The organism is Sphingobacterium sp. ML3W (assembly GCF_029542085.1).
Lineage (GTDB): Bacteria > Bacteroidota > Bacteroidia > Sphingobacteriales > Sphingobacteriaceae > Sphingobacterium.
Genome location: NZ_CP107036.1, coordinates 3,464,574 through 3,481,064 on the forward strand (window position 1 = coordinate 3,464,574; position 16,491 = coordinate 3,481,064).

Below are 16,491 nucleotides of genomic sequence, written 5' to 3' on the forward strand. Positions count from 1 at the left end.
AAACGCAAAACAAATGTATAACGCATTGATTATTAACGCAATAATTTTACGTTTTTTTGTAGTATGAATACGGTTTTCGGAGAAATAATAAGAAAAGAGTGGAGAAAATCAGGAATTCCGCAAAAAGAATTCGCTGATAATCTAAAAATGTCATTAAGAAATGCTCAAAATCTGTTCGAGCGAGATGATTTCTCTATTTCACAATTAATGGAAATATCTAAAGTTTTAAAACATGACTTTGTATCACAATATTTAAAAGATAAAAATTATACACTTTTAAATTCTTCTGAATCAACTAAAGGTTTTGAAGATCACATAGAAGAATATATAACATCGAAAAAAGCCGAAACAAATCATATTAGTGTGAATATTAACATCAAAGGGGATATTGATGCTATTTCGCGATATTTTCCAATTTTGATTCAAAATATAAAAAAAGAAGCTGATAAATACGGTCTCGCCATAGCCTAAATTACTTACATTTTATGAAAAGATTATTACTAGTTTTTATTCTAAGTTTGGTATTAACGTTATCCTTTAGTTGCAAAAAAGATGACGGTCCAAAAATGCCTGAGGGAACTCCAACGAAATTTGATATTCACACAGACCAACCTATCACAAGTCTTACTGTAGAAAATAAAAAGTTTAAAAAAATAATATTCCCAACTCAGCCTATAAAAGTATTGAAAACATACTATGACAAGGCAGGAAATCAAATATTTCTGTATTCCGAAAAAGTCAATGTAGCCGTAGGTGATAGAATAGAATTTCGAGTACCTACTAAAACTACTCGAAAAATTTTCAAAGTTGCGATATATGAAAATAAGTTTTTTGAAGGCTTTTATGAAGATAATGGCAACCAAGTAAGAGTATTTGTTGTACCTGAAAAATTATAAAAATGGAAAAATTTGAAAAGAAAGCAGAATTTGAAGCATTAAAGCATACAACTTTCATGGCACTGACAGATATTGCCAAAAAAGTGAACCCTTCGCTTGTTATGGCTGAATATCTCACTATGCTCCAGCATAACTTCGAAACCGAAAAAAATAGAATTGCTAACAGAACAATAAGAGGCGAAGATTGGTAGAACTTCGCAAAACCTTCGCAATAAAGGCTTAAAACCCTTAAGATCAATACAAAAAAATACACCAGGTGGGAGCACAAAACAAAAAGTCGCTTTTCTGAACAAGAAAGCGACTTTTTTGTTTAATACCCAAAAAAACGGCTACTTCAATTTATTCGCTTTGGGTAGACCCAATAGCGTTGACAATCAAAGATAAACGAAAGGGTGTCCTTGTTATTTTTTGGAAGGTATACTATCGAAAATGACAGCATGAGCACTCCAAGAATCTACCTCTTTCTTCGGATTAGCCGGAAATTTATCTCCATTTTTATTGTAACTCTCCGCCAGTAGAATCATGGATTCACTTGTTGTCTCAAGTAAATAGTCTTTACCAGTAGCCTTATCTTTCCAAAAAGTTCGTTTCACCATCCGCGGGTGTAAAGCCCGCTCCATTTGTTCAGGTTTCACCTGATGCTGAGATTCAATATCATCAAGGGCAGCTTGTTTGATCGCTACACTATCCTGTTTTGTCTGCGCCAATAAACTACAGGTAAATGCTAAAGACATGACTGGAGTAAAAAGATATTTCATTCTCATTTCAAAATTGATTTACTCATCGCACTAAATAACATAATAATAAGACAACACTTTATAGTTATTGATAGGCTTTAATCGTCCTATAGGTACTAAAGCTCGAATATATTCTGGTTTCTTTTAGCTTGCCTTTTTTATATAGCTCAATTTTTTCGGTGTCACCGGATTCTTTATTAAAATAACGTATACTGGTCAGTTGCTTTTTAGAATCGTAAAACTCAGCTGTCTTATTTCGTCCGTCCTCCTGAATATAAATCGCCTTCAAATCACCATTCTTTCTATAGGTATAACGCTTTGAATTATAGAAGTTCCCCTCCTTGTAAGTGACACCTTCATAAATAAAACTGGCACTAAATTTCCCCTCCAAAACCAATTGTTGTTTATCATTGTAAATGAGATAATATACCCCATCTTTCGGGGCGATCAATTCGTAGCTTTCTACCAACTCTGGCTTACTACAGGGGCGAGCCACGATATTTTCTACGCTTCTAAAAATTGTTGTATCGTGCTGTGAGACCCGCAAAGTATCGGTCTCACAGCACATATTTCCATACGTCATTGTTGAAATATTTCCACCATTTCCACTCTCTTTTGATATAACACTATCATGGGGAGCAATAAACAACCAACAAAGTAAGGTCAAATAGTACATATCCATGCAATTACTATAAAATTATCTACTGAATACCTATATCAAATATACAAGCTATTGTCATTGCCGGATGATAACAGTTAAAATTCGTAGACCCTTATCTATTATTCGCTGGATAAAACCCGTTTTTAACTATTGAATACTTCGTACACCGCTTTCATTGCTTAGTGGAGCTAAATATCTTTTCTATTATCATCCGAATCTATGTCAATCAGTTTGTTATATGGATCAATACCGACCTGAATAGGCTGCTGATCAACAATCAATGTCAACTTATTATTAATTTGATCAATACGATGTTTTCTCAGATAAAGTTCCTGTGGTTTTCCATTTTTCTTATCCATTGATTTTGAAAAAACGCCAATCTCAATATAATCCCTAAGAGGCAAAGATTCCAACGTCACCCGATCAGATTTCTTAAACACCAGTGGTTTGCTCCCGTGATCATTATAGCTCTTTTTCCCATTGGCATCCACGCGATATTTGGCAACTTCAAATTGAATATCGACTTGGTATTTTCCATTTTTCAGTTTTTTAGAACTCACACTTTCCACCCTATTGTTATATAAGGTAATCGTTTCAAACATATCTTTGATCAGATAACGCAACGAATCTGGTGTGGCTCTTCGAAAGGAATCCACAAACTCAATTGATGTTGTATAAGGCGGATTTTGAAAGGCAGTACTTTTCAAATACGCTTTTGCTGTCTGGTTGAAAACAGCTTCACCTAGATAGTCACTCAGTGCGTACAATACTAATGACCCTTTTTGATAATGGATATACATCTGATTTTCATTGTACATCAATGGTCTTTCACCCAATGCCTCCGCACCTCTTCCCTTTAAATAGCCGTCCAGTGCGTCTTTGAGAAACTTGCGCATCTGTCCTTTTCCATACCTTTTTTCCAGGACTTTCAAAGAAGAATATTCAGACATACTTTCAGACATCAAAGTTGCTCCTTGCGCGTTGGCACCTACCACTTGATGCGCCCACCACTGATGAGCTATTTCGTGTGCTGTGACAGCATAAGGATAATCCACCGCATCATCTTTTTTCTCATCCACATCTGCTATAAAGCCTATTGCCTCGGAAAAAGGAATAGTATTGGCAAAAGACTGCGCGAAAGTTCCGGCTGTCCGGGGAAATTCAACAATACGCAACTGCCGATGCTGATAAGGACTATATTCGGCAGTATAATACGCTAAAGAGGCTTTGCTCGAAGCCATCATCCGATCGAGGTTGTAGGTATGTCCTTTGTGGTAATATATCTCTAAGTTGACCCCATTCCATTTGTCTTTTTTAGTTTCATATCGAGCAGAGTTAAATGCAAAGAAATTCAATATCGACGAATCCATTTTATACTGATAATATTTCCGCCCATCTTTCTCCCATTGCTTGGTCAGGTACCCCGGAGCTATGGCCAGCTGGTCCGGATCCGTGCTCACAGTTGCCTCAAACCGGACCCAATCTGCATCATTTGAGATATAATTATTCCGCAATGCTATTGAATCAGTGGGTGGAGCCATACGATCGCGATGAGGTAATCCGTATTTCTTGCGAATATCATTATCCACCAGTTCGCCTCGATCCAGATAGCCAATATTTGGAAACAGCATATTGTTAATAAAGGTTCCGTTACCTTTGACAGGAGATTTCTCGTTCACCCAGGTGTTAAGCGGACTAACTGTACTGAAATTTAAGACGATGGAATCTCCCGGAGCCATTGGCTTGGCCAACTTGTAGATATTGAAATTGTAAATATCATCTGCAGAGACCAACTTATTGGGAACATTGAAGGAGAAAGTATAGTCATAATCATTATAATTGACAAAAATAGAATCTATAGCGACCGCAGTCTTATTCTTTAACACATAAGACGCTTGCGCTTTAAAACTACGTTTAGAAGGATAAATATCCATATTAAACTTAATATCAACAACACGGGGTTGTGGTCTAAATTGATATTTTTTAAATTTCTTCTCCCATTCTACAGATTGTTTTTCGTGATCCAAGCTGGTATAATAAGGGTTTTTAATATGATCTTCATAATAGATCCCACTACCGATAGCAATAAAACCAACAAAACTCAGGATAAGTACGGTCATACTGCTCGCCTTTACATTCGATCGTAAGATAGCCCAACGCTCTCTTATACCAGCGAATCCACCTCTCCGCCACAGCAAAAGGGCTAGGGTTAGAAAAAACACAGCAAATAACAACCAATACACCCGATAGGTTAAAAAAGGTAAGATATAGCCAAAACCGTCCATATCTGAATAATCGAGATCAGGTCCCTGGTTAAACTGATAAATCGCCTGCTCTACTCCCATAAAAGACAAAAATGGCAATCCGATAAATAAGGTTAACAGGATAAAAAAACCAGCCAGATAATTTTTGAAGAGCGTATGTACAAAGATCGATACAAACAACCATACGATATTTCCCAACATACCATATACCATCAGGTGCATAATGTACTGCCCGATTTCGAAATTATAATAATGATGGTAAACCTGAAATGCCATACAGGTGAACATGACCACCGCAAGCAAGGTTAATTGCATCAAGATGATCGCGATTATTTTGGACCCCATGAGCGCCCAATTTGGAACGGGTGTCGCATCCAATAATCCGCCCATACGAGTGATGCTACCACGGTGAACCAATAAACCGCTGAAGAGGAAGGTCAAGATCAACAAAAAGAACTTAAAAGTCGTTCCTGGTATCATCAGCATTTTCCAGGTAACAGGATATGTCGAAGTACCGAATATTGTACCGATTGTACTAGCCATCAAGATGATAAAAAGTACACCGACCAAAGTCAAAATCAGAAAGACTGGATTCTTAACAATATAGCGATAATCATACCGTGCCAGTGTCCAGGTCGTTTTCAGGTAATGGACTATTGAGAAATCGTAACTCACTTTCGGGAGATTGATACGAAAAACACTGTCAAAATTATTTTTTGTCAAGCGCTTTCCTTTTTTCCCTGTTTTTATCGAGATGGAATCCTGCGAGAAAGAAAATAACAGGTAAAATCCACCGATAAATAAAGCCGCTACAGCTAACCAAATCAGTCGATTATAAATTATTGCACCAAGAAACGGAAGATTGTTTGTATTCTTTTCCTCCGGAGACCAATATTGGGTATAGTAAGAAATGGCACTATCGCCAAAAGGGTCTATCAATGCCCCAAGATAACGGTTATCAGCATTTGTGGTCAGATTTTGAATAAGCACCTGTAAAATAATAAGCACCAGAACCGCAACAAAACCCACATACACATTGCGGGTGAAGGTTACCAATACGAAAATAATGGCACTTAGAATAACCAGATTAGGAATAACCTGAATCAAATAGGTCTGAAAGTAAGCTAAAACATGTACCGGCCCCAATAAGCTTGGATTGATACCAGGGATAAACTGTGCGACGATAATACCTAGTGTGGATGCCAGTACGATTATCAGTACAACAGCAACTGATCCAAAAAACTTACCCAGTAAATAGTCTGTTTTGGTAAATGGGTAACTAAAAAGGATGGTATGTACATTATATTGAAAGTCCCGATAAACGCAGGCTCCCACAATCGATGGAATTAAGAAATAGATAATGGAAGACATTCCATTTATCATCTCGTTAATAGCCCAGGGTGAATTTCTGATCGTATTGGATGAAGTGGTCGCTGTGACCCCATCAAATATCCCTAGTGAAGAGAGCATGATGAAAAGCGAGAGCGCAAAGAATAAAGCCATATAAATATAGACAGCAGCATTCTTAAACCAACGCATAAACTCAAATTTAAAAATCGGACTAAACATGGCGCTGGTCATTTTTTAGTGCTACAAAATAAACATCTTCCAGTTGCCCTTGTGCATTGACAAAAGATTCATCTGGTTGCACATCACTATAAACCCGGATATTGAGCGTATTATCCTGATTGTAGTTGGTAGAAATGACATTATATTTCTGGGTATATTCATCCAATTGATCGCGACTAATAATACGCACCCAGATCTTGCCTTCCAATTGTCCTATCGTCTCCTTTGGTGTCCCCCGCAATAGTATCTTACCACCATTGAGAATCGCAAGTTCATGACATAGTTCACGTACATCATCCACAATATGTGTAGAGAAAATAACGGTATGATCGGTACCGATCTCACGTAATACATTCAAAAAACGATGTCTTTCGGCGGGATCAAGTCCTGCGGTAGGCTCATCAACAATTATCAGCTTTGGATCATTCAATAATAGCTGGGCTATTCCAAATCGCTGTTTCATCCCACCTGAATAGCCACTGACACTCTTATTACGAACATCCCAAAGATTGGTAACCTCGAGCACACGCTTGATGATGGCCTGTCGGTCGGCACTTGTTTTAATGCCTTTGAGCTTTGCAAAGTATTGCAATAAATCTGTCGCTGACAGGTTCGGATAAACACCGAATTCCTGTGGTAGGTAACCCAGAACCTTTCGCAGTTCCATCTGCCTGCCAAGTACATCAATATCACCAAAAGTAATGCGACCGCTATCTGGCTTTTGTAGCGTCGCTATGGTACGCATCAAGGATGACTTTCCCGCTCCATTTGGCCCGAGAAGACCAAACATACCCGGTTTAATTTCCAAATTTACTTCATCAAGGGCTTTTACACCATTCGGATAGGTTTTACTGAGGCTTTCTATTGATAAATTCATAAATTAGTTTAACTGTTAATAATTCGTTAGTATGCTAAAACGACAATTTGTTACAACAATATAACAAAAGTTCATAAGAAAATCCGTAGATCTATCTATTTTTCAGCACAATATCAAATAAAAACAGCTATTAATCCAGCTTCCACATCTCGAAAAAACAGTGTAAACAAATTGGCTTGATTACTTCTCTCAAAGCTTTATCTCAAACAAACTTACAATAGCATTGTCATAATGTGCTGGTAAGCCTGCTGTATTACGAAGCTTCTTTAAACCCAAAAAATCAAAACCACATTTGGTGTAGTAGTCAATCAGTCCTTTATTCTCACCTACTGTATCCAATCGAACAAACTTCTTATTATTTGCAATAGCATATCCAATCGACCAATTCACAATATTGTTAACAAGATTCTTACCTCTAAAATTGGGATTCGTTGCGATGCGATGGATGTAAACTGCTGGGTCGTCATTTCTCTCTTCCCAAATATCAGGGTCGTCGAATGTTGTCGCCCAGACACAGGCGATATCCTGATCAGTAATCATTTTCCATTGTCTACGCTCTTCCAGCTCCTGTTCGATAAGTTTCCGATCAAACTCAGGCCAATAAACCATGGATTTTGCCTTTTGAAAATCAGTTGCAATCCTATAAAACTTAAAGATCGAATCAATATCGTAAAGTGTGCTATTCTGTATCTGTAATTCCATGATGATGACTAAGCTATTTATAATAAAACTATGCCTAAAGCATATACAAAGTTACAGTTCGGCGAATAGTAGTAATGGGTACAGATCAGATACATCTTGCGGTATCAGTCCTGGCTTCTGAACGAATATCATCCGCTTAAAATCGTCGCAATAGGGGTTGCGTACTACAGCGGAATGAACCACCAAAACTTCTGCTGATCTGGAAGTCAATATATTCGACATATATCCCATAAAGTGAAAGCTTATCGCCAATAGGTTTAAATACAGGGTCAGTGACGTATACATTGGGGTTGATCGGTAGACCGTTGGTTGCCAACTGCCCGGCCTCGGTTAGGGTAACATTAATCTTATCCCATTGTTTTAAATGTTCCGGTATGCCCTCGAGAAAAGCATCTTCACAAACAACCATTAGCCCTTCACGAATAAGTCCGAGTGCACAGTCCAAATGCAAAATATCCGGATGCAATCTTATTTCCTCGACCTGATAACCATAGGGTTTGAGTAATTTTGACAACCAACGAATTCCTAAGCTATTGGATGCAAGTCCAGAGTTACCGACAAATACCTGCTTGCCAAGTACCAACACATCCCCACCCTCGATAAAAGGCCCATGCCAACGCGAAAGATCACTATGATCATGGATCGCGGGTTTGGGTGCAGCAACATAGAGGCAGTCATCTGGATAGACCTGTTGTTCAAAAATATCCCGGATCGGCAAGATTTCATTTCTTCGTTGGAGAAAACGCAAGGAACCTTCGATGACAGCATTACCCACAGTAAAAAAAGGATCGCGTACAAAGAAGTTGGCATAGCCGTCTTTAGCTTCGGCTTCTTTCTCCAATTTTGTCAACTGACGGGGACGCAACACTTCTACCCCATATTTTTCCAGTACAGCAGCAAAATTTGCACGTTCAAGATCCCATGCTTTTTGTTGCTCAGGATGCACTTCTGCGAAATCTTTTCCCGCATTTGCAACATCACTTTCAGTGTCGGTATAGGGGAGAAAACGAAGATCTTCCGCTCGAATTGCTTTCGGAAACCCAAACTCTGAAACCGCCAAGATCACTTTCTGCAAAGGAGCGAACTCATTTTCTACATATACCATAACAATAAAGCTTTTTATAATACTACTGATTTTGCCTTAACTTAACAAAAAAATAAGATTTAAAAATCACTATTGAATCCCCAATATCCACCTTACGTCGAAAATATCTGTTACTTCTACCAGCTGGTCTGTCTCATTATTTCCCAATACAGCTTGTCGTCCAGCCGCAAGCTTGGTGACAAGACGACCACGATCAATCACATTTGTACAAGGCAAAAACACTGAAAGATAATTGCCAATTTTTCGTCCATCATCATGTACCAGATCCGAGCCGTAGATGACCACACTTGGGGAAGTAAGAGAGGCACTTACAATGGGTAACTCTGAATACCCATTTATCTTTTTATCCAGCCTGTCAAAATGTAGGCTTCCGCCAAAACAGGACTGATAAAAACGAAGTGCCTTTCTACAATTCCCTGAAAACGTGATAAAAACCCCGCTTCTTAACCCTTCCATATCCTAAATTAATTATGCGTCTGGTATGACGGGTTCTACAAGTTTTTTCATTTTTTCCAAAGATTCCTGCCAGCCCAGGTAACACATTTCAGCAGGAATAACTTCAGGAATTCCTGTTTGCTCTATTTTAAGTTCAGTACCACAGCTGACAGCACGCAGTGAAACTGTGGTTGTCATTTCTCCGGGTAAATTCGGATCATCAAAGCGGTCAACATACTTGATAAATTCATTGGGTGTAATTTCCAAATACTCTCCCCCAAAGGAATGACCATGACCTGTACCAAAATTGATAAACGTCATCTTAAATTGACCACCGACTTTAAAATCCATCTGTTGTACAGTACAGACAAAACCATAAGGAGGCAACCAAGTAGCGTGCGCTACTGGATCCGCGAATGCGCGGAAGACTTTTTCAGGGCTTGCCTGAATAACCCGATGTAAAGAAACACTATTTGTTTTCATCTCGATTGATTGTTTATAATGTAAATAGATAATACTACTTTTTGTTCTTTCTAATAAATTTTCGCAGGATCCAACCTTTCGGAAGCGAACACTGTCATACCAAGATATTACGATATCGCCGATGCGCCAGTATGTGCATTCTGCTGCGAGGTACGACTTGCACCAGCTAGCTTGGACCGATAGACATAAGATAACATCAGTATACCCAATACGATAAGTGGCAATAACATATAGGTTATATTTTTATCCACACACGCATGACTGATAAAGGCAAATAGTAAACTGAATGTCAATCCTGCGTAAGCCCATTCTTTTAGCTTAGCCGGAAACTGTGGAATAGCAATGGCAATAACCCCAAGAACCTTACAGATAATAAGGGCATAGGCAAAATAATCAGGGTAACCCAAGGGTTTGGTTCCTGCATTCATATATTGCGGTGCAAATAGTAATGTGCCCAGTGGCATAACGCCTTCCCAGATAACAATAAATATTGTCGCTATCCAGAAGATAATTTTATTCTTTTTCATGATGTTGGTATTTTGTGGTGATTAATTTGTTGATTCAACGTGTTTTACAAAATTATTGAGAATAGCTTGCCAACCTTGCTTCTGAAATTCAGGATCATTCATCTGCTCCGCATCAAAAGTGGTACTCATCATTGTCTTTCCATCTCTTTCGGAAAACACTGTGCTTACTGTCCGACCATCAGACATGGTATAGGCGATTTCCTGATGCAATTCAACCTTATCATAAGTTCCCTCAAAATCGAACCCAAAACTTCCATCCTTTGCTTCCATCCGATTTTTAAAAGTGCCATTCACACGCAAGTCGTTTTGACTGCTTGGACAATGCCAGCTTTCATCCGCGGCATTCCATTGCATAATATCTGCTGGCGCATTCCATTGTTGCCATACCTTTTCTACTGGCGCGTTTACCGCTGCTTCTACCTTAATTTTTGTTTGTCTTTCCATGATTTCTTTTTATTTGTTGATTATGATATAGCAAAGATGCGAAGGATTTTAAGGGGAGGTACATTGTAAAAACGACAACTTTAGGGGTGGATTACGACAAAAACAATTTGTACCTTTATCTTATAAATCAAAAAGATATGCAAATCTCTGTTTTTGTTCCCCAATATGGTACTATTGAAGGCATTACACCAGCATTTAGAACCTTTCTCACGGCCAATGAATTTCTTTCGGCTTTTGGAAAAAAACCGATATTCAATGTTGAGTATGTAGGTCTTAGTGAATATGTACCGGCTAATAGTGGTGAGTATACCATAAAAACCAATCGTTTGCTGCAAGATGTGGAACGGACAGATTTATTAATCATACCACCGACTTTCGGAGATGTTGACACCGGAATAAAGGATAATGCCGAAGCAATACCCTATTTCAGAAAACTCCATTTAAAAGGTACCCGCCTGGCCAGCTTATGTGTGGGAGCTTTCCTCTTAGCCGAAACGGGTTTATTAAATGGTAAAAAATGCTCAACCCATTGGGCCTATGTGAGCGAATTCAAGGAAAAATACCCTGAAATAGAAGTGGAAGATGGGGCAGTTATTACAGAAAACGATAATATTTACAGCAGTGGTGGTGCCAGCAGTCTATGGAATTTGATTCTATATCTTGTCGAAAAATTTTCCGACCGTGAAACGGCAGTTATGATAGCCAAATATTTTGCGCTGGATATCAGTCGTGATAGTCAGTCCCAATTTGCGATATTCCGCGGCCAACGCAATCACGAAGATCTGGATATCCAAAAAGCGCAGGACTACATTGAACTGAAGTATGAGGAAAAAATTACGGTCGAAGATTTAGCCAATTTTGTTAATATTGGCCGCCGAACTTTTGAACGAAGATTTAAAGAAGCAACAAATAATACACCCGTGGAATATATCCAGCGTGTACGCATAGAGGCCGCAAAGAAATTTTTTGAAGCTTCAAGGAAGAATGTTTCCCAAGTGATGTATGATGTCGGATACACAGATACAAAAGCATTTCGGGATATTTTCAAAAAAATAACAGGCCTTACTCCAATAGAGTATCGAAACAAATTTGCTAAAGTCGCTTAAGATAGAACGACTTATTAACAAAAAGTAGCTGTATAGCATAGCAATAAAATCAGAAAGCCACCCGGTATCAGGTGGCTTTCCAATGCGGTTTCTTATACCTATTTTTTCAGCATCATTTCCCGGATATATTTTACGGGCGAATTACCAAAGCTCAGAAATTTCTCATTGAAGGCTTTCAGCTTAAATTGAGCACCCTCCTCCTTTTTCACAGCCTCTCTTAAATCATAGATTTCTTTATATCCCGTAAAATAAGATGTTAGCTGTACGCTACTGACAGATACCCTTTTCCATTTCCCAGCGGCCTCTGCCTGTTGTTGAAATGCCTCGTCAACCAATAAATGCATAGCATCCTTTTCACTCATATTCTTCACATGCACACTATAGTCCAAAATAGCATTACATACAGTACGTAGATGCCATTTATACCACATCAACCACATTTCAGGTGCATTATCGCCATAGCCATTTTCTAACATCATCTGCTCGGTATATACAGCCCAGCCTTCGATCATGGCTCCATTACCCAAAACACTCTTGATTAAGCTAGGCGACTGGTTGGCATAGACCAACTGCGTATAATGCCCAGGAATAGCTTCGTGGATATTCAGAATCTGCAAAATATAGTGATTATATTCCCGCAGATAGCTTTCTGAAGCTTCTTTGGTCCATCCGGCAAGGCTACCAACATTATAATACGTATTCCCACCTTTATCATAAGGCCCTGGAGCACTGATAGACGCTCCAGCAACACCGGCCATATAAGCAGGTTCTTTCCGTACAACCAAAGGTTTGCTATCATCTATGTACAGGAGATCTTTGTTTTTCACAAATTCCACCAATTTTGGAATCTGCGCTTCAATGGCCGATTGAAATTCATCTGCTTTGACGTGATTGACAGACAAGGTATCAATCATCTTGCGAATCAGCACTAAACTATCTGTGGGCTGTACCGTCTTTCCAAAATACTTTGGCCACAGTTCCTTACTGATTTTATACATTTCGCCATGTAAATAGCTCTTACGTGCCATTGCCGCATCATAGATCTGTGCAGCAGTAGACCCCGACTGGATATCAAACTTGAACTTTTGATCGTATAGCTCCTGCCCCAATCTAAAGCTTCGTGGCGATGGATTCGGATTCGTTTTTAAAAATGTTACAAATCCATTGATCGCCTTTACGGCTTGATCGGCTTTCGCTTGAATAGCAGCTTTTTCAGTCGCTGGAAGACTAGATTTTTTCAAGGAATCACGTAGATCCGTTTCAAACACAGATAATCCGCCCAAATTCTGCTGTATAGCCAGATCTGTTAATACCAACGCTGGATTCTTAATCTGTCCTTTCGCAGCCTCATAATAAGCTGGAATTTGTGCCATCCGTTGTTCAATAGCGTGAAGACGATCATGCAATGGAGCATAATTCTCAGCCAACATAAAGGCGATAGTTCCACTTACATTGTAGGATGAAGGATTCCACTCATAAGAACGCTCTTTTTCAATTGACCATACATTAGATTCTAGGTAATTCTGGATCAAATGGTAATCGGTCTGTTGGGAGAGATTCAGCTCGTTCAGATCAAAACTTTTCAAATGATCTAAATGTTGCTTAGAAAATTCCAAACGTAATGCCCTGCTTTTGGCATCGGGTATCGTTAACAGCGAATCGTATCGATGAAAACCCACCTGTGTAGCCCATTCTGGATTTTCTTTCCAGAGCTGCTCGATGAATCGATCTTCATAAGCTTTAAAATTTGCATTCGAAGTCGTATCCGCAAGGGCTTTTTTTGTATTGGATCCCGACCCACAGGAAGCCAGGATTCCCAAACCCAGGACAGTGAATGTATATGTTATCAGTTTCATTGGAGTAATTTGATTAAAAATAACAATTGTTGTTGATTTTTAATCAAACCACCTCAAGGATTTTACAATTAAAAATAGTTCCATCATTTTTACTTACAGCCAGGTATGGAATTTTCTGATAAACCAATTCTTAACAAACTGTGTCAACAAACAATAACCGATCAAAATAACTATCAGCCAAGGAAAATAAGACAATGGTAGCGCCTGTAATTTCAAAGCCTCCGCAAAAGGTGAAAATGGCAGCAGAATACCGATAACCATAACCAAGGTAGTCAAAGCCACAACAGGAGCTGCAGCCCAGCTTTGTATAAAAGGTATTTTGCGTGTACGGATCATATGGATGATCAAAGTCTGTGAAAGCAGTCCTTCGACAAACCACCCCGATTGAAAAAGCGTCTGATGTTCGGCCGTATTTGCCTTGAAGACAAAATACATTAATGCAAATGTCGCAAAATCAAAGATAGAACTGATCGGACCAATAAAAAGCATAAACTTTGACACACTCCCCGCATCCCATTTTTTCGGTTCTAGAATAAATTCTTCATCCATACTGTCCCAAGGAATAGAAACCTGTGAAATATCATATAAAAGATTCTGTATCAGCAGGTGAACCGGCAACATCGGTAAAAAAGGAAGAAACGCGCTTGCACCGAGCATACTGAACATATTTCCAAAATTACTACTGGCTGTCATCTTAATATATTTAATGATGTTACCAAAAGTACGTCGACCATAGATCACGCCTTTTCGCAGAACCATCAGATCTTTTTCCAATAGGATGATATCCGCACTTTCTTTGGTAATATCCACTGCCGTGTCCACACTAATGCCCACATCAGCCTCTTTAATTGCCGCAGCATCATTAATACCATCGCCCATAAAACCGACAGTATGTCCCTTGGCGCGTAGAGCTTTCACCACACGTACTTTTTGCAATGGACTTAATTTTGCAAAAACAGAAACGTCAACGATACATTGATCCAATTCTTGATCATTGATCTGATCCAGTTCGCTACCATTAATAATACGTTTCACAGGGATCCCCACGTCATTACAGATTTTACGTGTGACGATCTCATTGTCTCCTGTCAGCACTTTTACAGCTACCCCCAATTTATGCAGGGCTTCAATTGCTGGTGCTGCAGAAGGTTTGGCTGGATCCAAAAAACCGATAAAACCAGTCAATGTTAACTGGGCTTCATCAGCAACGGCATAAGTCAATGGATGTGATCCCTCAAATTCCCGAATGGCAACCAACAACACGCGCAAACCTTCTTCATTCATCTTTTTTGATGTATTCAGCACGATTCTCCGCATGGTATCATCCATAGGTACAGTGCGATCATTTTCAATATGCAGGCTACGATCATCCCCAGGATCAAAAGCATGGGTACACAATTCCAGCATTTCCTCCACAGCCCCCTTGCAGATCAAAAGATGCTTACCATTGTACTTTTTTAGAATGACCGACATTCTTCGCCGTTGAAAATCAAAGGGTATCTCATCCACTTTCAGGTATTGATCTTCCACTTTTAGATAATCATGCAGTTCAACATGTTCCAGTACAGCCTTATCCATCAAATTTTTTAAGCCTGTCTGATGAAAACTATTGAGGTAGGCCCATTTGAGTACCTCGTCATCTTCCACACCATAGACATTGAGATGCTTTTCCATCACAATCTTGTCCAGGGTCAGTGTACCTGTTTTATCCGTACAGAGAATATCCATCGCACCGATATTCTGAATGGAATTCAGACGTTTGACAATGACTTTACGTTTACTCATATTAACCGCTCCTTTAGCCAGATTTGCTGTTACAATCATGGGCAGCATCTCAGGTGTGAGCCCTACGGCCACAGCAATCGCAAATAACAACGCTTCGGTCCAATTCCCTTTCATCAGGCCGTTGATCAAAAAGATCAGTGGAACCATCACCAACATAAAGCGAATAAGTAGAAAACTCACCTTGTTTATCCCTTTGTCAAAACTTGTTTCAGGCCGTTCGCCTGTAATGGATTTACTGAGGCTTCCAAAATAAGTATAGTTACCTGTAGTTACAATAATCGCTATAGCTGAACCACTAACAACATTGGTTCCCATAAAACAGATATTGCTAAGGGCAATGGCCTGCTTTTCTTTTGCATCCCGAATTGGCAAATAATTCTTCTCTACGGGAAGCGCCTCTCCCGTCAGCATGCTTTCACTCACAAAAAGATCCTTACTCTGTATAATCCGGCAATCGGAGGGAATCATATCGCCTGCAGAGAGATAAACAATATCCCCTGGTACGAGCTCAGCAATAGAGATCTCTCGTCGTCCTTTGAATTTTCGCAATACAGTAGCTGTGGTCTTCACCATTCCTTTGAGTTTCTCAGCTGCCGCATTACTTCTATACTCCTGTATAAAACGTAAGAGGGCACTGATCAATACCATAATAGAAACCACAAAGACAGTCTTATAATCTCTGTCATCCGGTGATGCAAGCCAGACATCTAGAACGAAAGAGACAGCAGCAATGACAAGCAATATGTAAATAAAGGGATTAGCGAATGCCATTATCAATTGGATATACCATTTAGGAGCCTTTTGATGTTGTATTTCATTCAGTCCAAATTTCTGGCGGCGCTCAACCGCCATATCCTCTGTAATCCCCTCATCACTACTTTCCAGCATAGCACAAGCCATTTTTTCATCCTGACTCGCGACTTCATGCAATTTGGTGATCGTTCCCACGTTCATACCATTTGAACTAATCATGCTATGCAATGGATTTCTTATTTTGTCTCTAACGCTGATCATAACCCTAGTCTTTGTTTAATTTATATGCGA

At 39.2% G+C, this 16,491-nt stretch carries 16 protein-coding genes; 4 read left to right on the forward strand and 12 right to left on the reverse strand.

All coding sequences use genetic code 11. The annotated features are described in order from the left end of the window. The first annotated feature begins 63 nt into the window (after window positions 1-63). The 3 genes from OGI71_RS14690 to OGI71_RS14700 are packed head-to-tail and all read left to right on the forward strand — an operon-like array spanning window position 64 to window position 1,087. Complete coding sequence (locus tag OGI71_RS14690; RefSeq protein ID WP_282249919.1) at window positions 64-471, forward strand: hypothetical protein; 408 nt, start codon at window positions 64-66, stop codon at window positions 469-471. Window positions 472-485: 14 nt separating this feature from the next. Next, on the forward strand, window positions 486-896 hold the full coding sequence (locus tag OGI71_RS14695) for a hypothetical protein (RefSeq protein ID WP_282249920.1): 411 nt from the start codon (window positions 486-488) through the stop codon (window positions 894-896). A gap of 2 nt (window positions 897-898) precedes the next feature. Further along, entirely contained in the window at window positions 899-1,087 is a 189-nt protein-coding gene (locus tag OGI71_RS14700) for a hypothetical protein (RefSeq protein ID WP_282249922.1), read from the forward strand. A 210-nt stretch (window positions 1,088-1,297) separates the two neighbouring features. Here OGI71_RS14700 and OGI71_RS14705 read toward each other — a convergent pair whose 3' ends face one another. The 10 genes from OGI71_RS14705 to OGI71_RS14750 all read right to left on the reverse strand — a co-directional run bounded on the left by OGI71_RS14705 (window position 1,298) and on the right by OGI71_RS14750 (window position 10,700). Beyond that, window positions 1,298-1,660 carry a nuclear transport factor 2 family protein gene (locus OGI71_RS14705; protein ID WP_282249923.1) on the reverse strand — a complete coding sequence of 121 codons (363 nt, stop codon included), beginning with the start codon at window positions 1,658-1,660 and terminating at the stop codon, window positions 1,298-1,300. A gap of 58 nt (window positions 1,661-1,718) precedes the next feature. Beyond that, window positions 1,719-2,315 carry a hypothetical protein gene (locus tag OGI71_RS14710; protein ID WP_282249924.1) on the reverse strand — a complete coding sequence of 199 codons (597 nt, stop codon included), beginning with the start codon at window positions 2,313-2,315 and terminating at the stop codon, window positions 1,719-1,721. 167 nt (window positions 2,316-2,482) lie between these two features. Continuing rightward, entirely contained in the window at window positions 2,483-6,127 is a 3,645-nt protein-coding gene (locus OGI71_RS14715) for a M1 family aminopeptidase (protein WP_282249925.1), read from the reverse strand. Then, window positions 6,120-7,004, reverse strand: a complete 885-nt coding sequence (locus OGI71_RS14720) for an ABC transporter ATP-binding protein (RefSeq protein ID WP_282249926.1) — start codon at window positions 7,002-7,004, stop codon at window positions 6,120-6,122. The genes OGI71_RS14715 and OGI71_RS14720 overlap by 8 nt, the downstream gene beginning before the upstream one ends. Window positions 7,005-7,193: 189 nt before the next feature. Next, complete coding sequence (locus tag OGI71_RS14725; protein WP_282249927.1) at window positions 7,194-7,706, reverse strand: GNAT family N-acetyltransferase; 513 nt, start codon at window positions 7,704-7,706, stop codon at window positions 7,194-7,196. A 136-nt stretch (window positions 7,707-7,842) separates the two neighbouring features. Beyond that, window positions 7,843-8,811: an arginine deiminase family protein gene (locus OGI71_RS14730; RefSeq protein WP_282249928.1), complete on the reverse strand. Its 969-nt coding sequence runs from the start codon at window positions 8,809-8,811 to the stop codon at window positions 7,843-7,845. Window positions 8,812-8,880: 69 nt separating this feature from the next. Beyond that, window positions 8,881-9,267: a glyoxalase gene (locus OGI71_RS14735; protein WP_282249929.1), complete on the reverse strand. Its 387-nt coding sequence runs from the start codon at window positions 9,265-9,267 to the stop codon at window positions 8,881-8,883. A gap of 12 nt (window positions 9,268-9,279) precedes the next feature. Beyond that, window positions 9,280-9,729: an SRPBCC family protein gene (locus OGI71_RS14740; protein WP_282249930.1), complete on the reverse strand. Its 450-nt coding sequence runs from the start codon at window positions 9,727-9,729 to the stop codon at window positions 9,280-9,282. A gap of 107 nt (window positions 9,730-9,836) precedes the next feature. Then, the gene (locus tag OGI71_RS14745) at window positions 9,837-10,256 is read right to left on the reverse strand and encodes a DoxX family protein (protein ID WP_282249932.1); all 420 of its coding nucleotides are present in this window, start codon (window positions 10,254-10,256) and stop codon (window positions 9,837-9,839) included. A gap of 21 nt (window positions 10,257-10,277) precedes the next feature. Further along, window positions 10,278-10,700, reverse strand: a complete 423-nt coding sequence (locus OGI71_RS14750; protein WP_282249934.1) for an SRPBCC family protein — start codon at window positions 10,698-10,700, stop codon at window positions 10,278-10,280. Between the two features lie 137 nt (window positions 10,701-10,837). Between OGI71_RS14750 and OGI71_RS14755 the strand changes: the two genes are divergently transcribed. Beyond that, entirely contained in the window at window positions 10,838-11,806 is a 969-nt protein-coding gene (locus tag OGI71_RS14755; RefSeq protein ID WP_282249935.1) for a helix-turn-helix domain-containing protein, read from the forward strand. 98 nt (window positions 11,807-11,904) lie between these two features. Here OGI71_RS14755 and OGI71_RS14760 read toward each other — a convergent pair whose 3' ends face one another. Together OGI71_RS14760 and mgtA are read right to left on the reverse strand one after the other, a co-directional pair. Further along, on the reverse strand, window positions 11,905-13,662 hold the full coding sequence (locus tag OGI71_RS14760; protein WP_282249937.1) for a DUF885 domain-containing protein: 1,758 nt from the start codon (window positions 13,660-13,662) through the stop codon (window positions 11,905-11,907). Window positions 13,663-13,755: 93 nt separating this feature from the next. After that, window positions 13,756-16,461: a magnesium-translocating P-type ATPase gene (gene mgtA / locus OGI71_RS14765; RefSeq protein WP_282249938.1), complete on the reverse strand. Its 2,706-nt coding sequence runs from the start codon at window positions 16,459-16,461 to the stop codon at window positions 13,756-13,758. Window positions 16,462-16,491 lie beyond the last annotated feature (30 nt).

What these genes read in the sequence shown, in the direction of transcription:
- mgtA (WP_282249938.1), bottom strand. Translation starts at nt 16,461, where the DNA reads ATGATCAGCGTTAGAGACAAAATAAGAAATCCATTGCATAGCATGATT.
- OGI71_RS14720 (WP_282249926.1), bottom strand. Translation starts at nt 7,004, where the DNA reads ATGAATTTATCAATAGAAAGCCTCAGTAAAACCTATCCGAATGGTGTA.
- OGI71_RS14755 (WP_282249935.1), top strand. Translation starts at nt 10,838, where the DNA reads ATGCAAATCTCTGTTTTTGTTCCCCAATATGGTACTATTGAAGGCATT.
- OGI71_RS14730 (WP_282249928.1), bottom strand. Translation starts at nt 8,811, where the DNA reads ATGGTATATGTAGAAAATGAGTTCGCTCCTTTGCAGAAAGTGATCTTG.
- OGI71_RS14725 (WP_282249927.1), bottom strand. Translation starts at nt 7,706, where the DNA reads ATGGAATTACAGATACAGAATAGCACACTTTACGATATTGATTCGATC.
- OGI71_RS14695 (WP_282249920.1), top strand. Translation starts at nt 486, where the DNA reads ATGAAAAGATTATTACTAGTTTTTATTCTAAGTTTGGTATTAACGTTA.
- OGI71_RS14715 (WP_282249925.1), bottom strand. Translation starts at nt 6,127, where the DNA reads ATGTTTAGTCCGATTTTTAAATTTGAGTTTATGCGTTGGTTTAAGAAT.
- OGI71_RS14690 (WP_282249919.1), top strand. Translation starts at nt 64, where the DNA reads ATGAATACGGTTTTCGGAGAAATAATAAGAAAAGAGTGGAGAAAATCA.
- OGI71_RS14705 (WP_282249923.1), bottom strand. Translation starts at nt 1,660, where the DNA reads ATGAGAATGAAATATCTTTTTACTCCAGTCATGTCTTTAGCATTTACC.
- OGI71_RS14740 (WP_282249930.1), bottom strand. Translation starts at nt 9,729, where the DNA reads ATGAAAACAAATAGTGTTTCTTTACATCGGGTTATTCAGGCAAGCCCT.
- OGI71_RS14700 (WP_282249922.1), top strand. Translation starts at nt 899, where the DNA reads ATGGAAAAATTTGAAAAGAAAGCAGAATTTGAAGCATTAAAGCATACA.
- OGI71_RS14735 (WP_282249929.1), bottom strand. Translation starts at nt 9,267, where the DNA reads ATGGAAGGGTTAAGAAGCGGGGTTTTTATCACGTTTTCAGGGAATTGT.
- OGI71_RS14760 (WP_282249937.1), bottom strand. Translation starts at nt 13,662, where the DNA reads ATGAAACTGATAACATATACATTCACTGTCCTGGGTTTGGGAATCCTG.
- OGI71_RS14710 (WP_282249924.1), bottom strand. Translation starts at nt 2,315, where the DNA reads ATGGATATGTACTATTTGACCTTACTTTGTTGGTTGTTTATTGCTCCC.
- OGI71_RS14745 (WP_282249932.1), bottom strand. Translation starts at nt 10,256, where the DNA reads ATGAAAAAGAATAAAATTATCTTCTGGATAGCGACAATATTTATTGTT.
- OGI71_RS14750 (WP_282249934.1), bottom strand. Translation starts at nt 10,700, where the DNA reads ATGGAAAGACAAACAAAAATTAAGGTAGAAGCAGCGGTAAACGCGCCA.